Origin of the sequence: Luteibacter sp. (assembly GCF_051958795.1) — a bacterium.
Lineage (GTDB): Bacteria > Pseudomonadota > Gammaproteobacteria > Xanthomonadales > Rhodanobacteraceae > Luteibacter.
In genome coordinates this window covers 1-2,235 of the sequence record NZ_JBQCFT010000077.1, presented here as the reverse complement: position 1 = coordinate 2,235, position 2,235 = coordinate 1, and the positions used below count along the sequence as shown (strand labels likewise).

1 protein-coding gene is annotated in these 2,235 nt (G+C 69.9%); it reads left to right on the top strand.

What is annotated here, in order from left to right; genetic code table 11:
* The coding region (locus ACTHLF_RS04195; protein ID WP_440325134.1) for a condensation domain-containing protein at positions 1 to 2,235 on the top strand (2,235 nt) is incomplete at both ends.

The window sequence follows — 2,235 nt, the reverse complement described above, 5'->3', positions numbered from 1 at the left end:
CAGCTGGTGCTGCTGGACCGGGACGCGAAGCGGATCGCGAAGCATCCGGAGACGGCGCCGGCGAGCGGCGCGCGGCCGGACAACCTGGCCTATGTGATCTATACCTCAGGCTCGACCGGACGCCCCAAGGGGGTGTCGATGCATCACAGCATCGTCGGCCTGGTGGAGTGGTCGCGCACCTTCTTCCGGCCCGAGGACCTGGCGGGCGTGGTCGCGGCGACCTCGATCTGCTTCGACCTGTCGGTGTTCGAGATATTTGTTCCGCTGTTGCTGGGAGGGCGGGTGATCATCCGGCGCAATGCGCTGGATCTCGACGACCTGCAGCCTGAGGCGACGATGTTGAACACGGTGCCTTCGGCACTGCGGGACGTGGTGGACCATCAGACCATTCCACCCCAGATCAGGGCGATCAACATTGCGGGCGAGCGGTTGCCCAACAGCCTGGTGCAGGCGCTGTACGAACACAGCCAGACCGACGCCGTGTTCAACCTGTACGGCCCTTCGGAGTTCACGACGTACGCAACCGCGGCCCGGATCGAGCGCGGCCAGGAGGAGGAGCCCCTGATCGGAAGGCCGGTGGCCAATGGTCAGGCTTATGTGCTGGACGAGGAGCTCGAGCTGTCGCCTGTGGGCGTGGCGGGCGAGCTGTATGTTGCGGGCGACGGGCTTGCGCGCGGCTATCTTGGCCGCCCGGGCCTGACGGCGGAGCGGTTCGTGGCGAACCCGTTCGGGGCGCCGGGGTCGCGGATGTACCGGACGGGCGACCTTGTGCGCTGGCGGGCGGACGGGCAGCTGGACTATCTGGGCCGGCTCGATCACCAGGTGAAGATCCGGGGGCACCGGATCGAGCTGGGCGAGGTCGAGGCGGCGCTGCTGGCGGAGCCCGGCGTGGCGCAGGCGGTCGCGGTGGCGCGCGAGGACAGCCCCGGCGACAAGCGGCTGGTGGCCTATGTGGTGGGCGAGGAGCTGGACGCGGCCGCGCTGCGCCAGAGCCTGCGCGAGCGGTTGCCGGGCTACATGGCCCCGTCCGTGATCCTGGTGCTGCCGTCGCTGCCGCTGACGCCCAACGGCAAGGTCGACCGCAAGGCGCTGCCGGTGCCCGAGGGGCGGCCGGAGCTTGCGGGCGACTATGTGGCGCCGGCGACGCCGCTCGAGGAGGCGCTGGCAGGCATCTGGGCGGAGACGCTGCGGCTAGACCAGGTCGGGACGCAGGACAACTTCTTCGACCTTGGCGGCCACTCGCTGCTGGCGACGCAGGTCGTGTCGCGGGTGCGCGAGACGCTGGGCGTGGAACTCACCGTGCGCACCTTCTTCGAGGCGCCCACCATCCAGCAGCTCGCCGAACGGATCGGCAGCGCGCAGCAGGAGGAGGCGGGGCTTGGCCGTCCGGCGCTGGTGCGCAGGGAGCGTCCGGAGCATCTGCCCTTGTCGTTCGCGCAGGACCGGCTGTGGTTCCTGGAGCAGCTTGGGGTGGGTGCTGCGTACAGCATGCCCAACTTCCTGCGGCTGGAGGGCGTGCTGGATGTGGGGGCGCTGGAGGCGGCGCTCAGTCATCTGGTGGAGCGGCACGAGCCGTTGCGGACGCGGTTCGCGGAGCATGAGGGTGTCGCGACGCAGGTGATCGACGCGCCGGAGGCGCTGCGGCTGGAGGTGACGGACCTGTCGGGTCTGGCGCCGGAGGCGCGCGAGGCGGAGGCGGTGCGTCTGCAGCAGGCGGAGGTGGAGCGTCCGTTCGACCTGGAGCGGGGCCCCTTGTTCCGGGCGTCGCTGCTGCGGCTGGGCGAGCGGGAGCATGTTCTGCTGATGAACATGCACCATATCGTGTCGGACGGGTGGTCGCTGCTGGGAGTGATCCCGCGCGAGCTTGGGATTTTGTACGCGGCGTTCCTGGAGGGGCGTGCATCGCCGCTGCCGGCGCTGGAGGTTCAGTATGCGGATTATGCCTTGTGGCAGCGCGACTGGCTGCAGGGCGAGGCGCTGGAGCGGCAGCTGTCCTACTGGCGCGAGCGGTTGTCGGGTGCGCCTGGTGTGCTGGAGCTTCCGACCGACCGGCCGCGTCCGCCGGTGGAGAGCTTCCGGGGAGCGGCGCTCGGGTTCGGGTTGACGGCGGAGCTGGCGGAAGGTGTGCGCCAGCTGTCGCGTCGCGAGGGTGTGACGCCGTTCATGGTGTTCCTGGCGGCGTTCCAGCTGCTGATGAGCCGGTGGAGCGGTCAGAAGGACGTGGTGGTCGGCTCG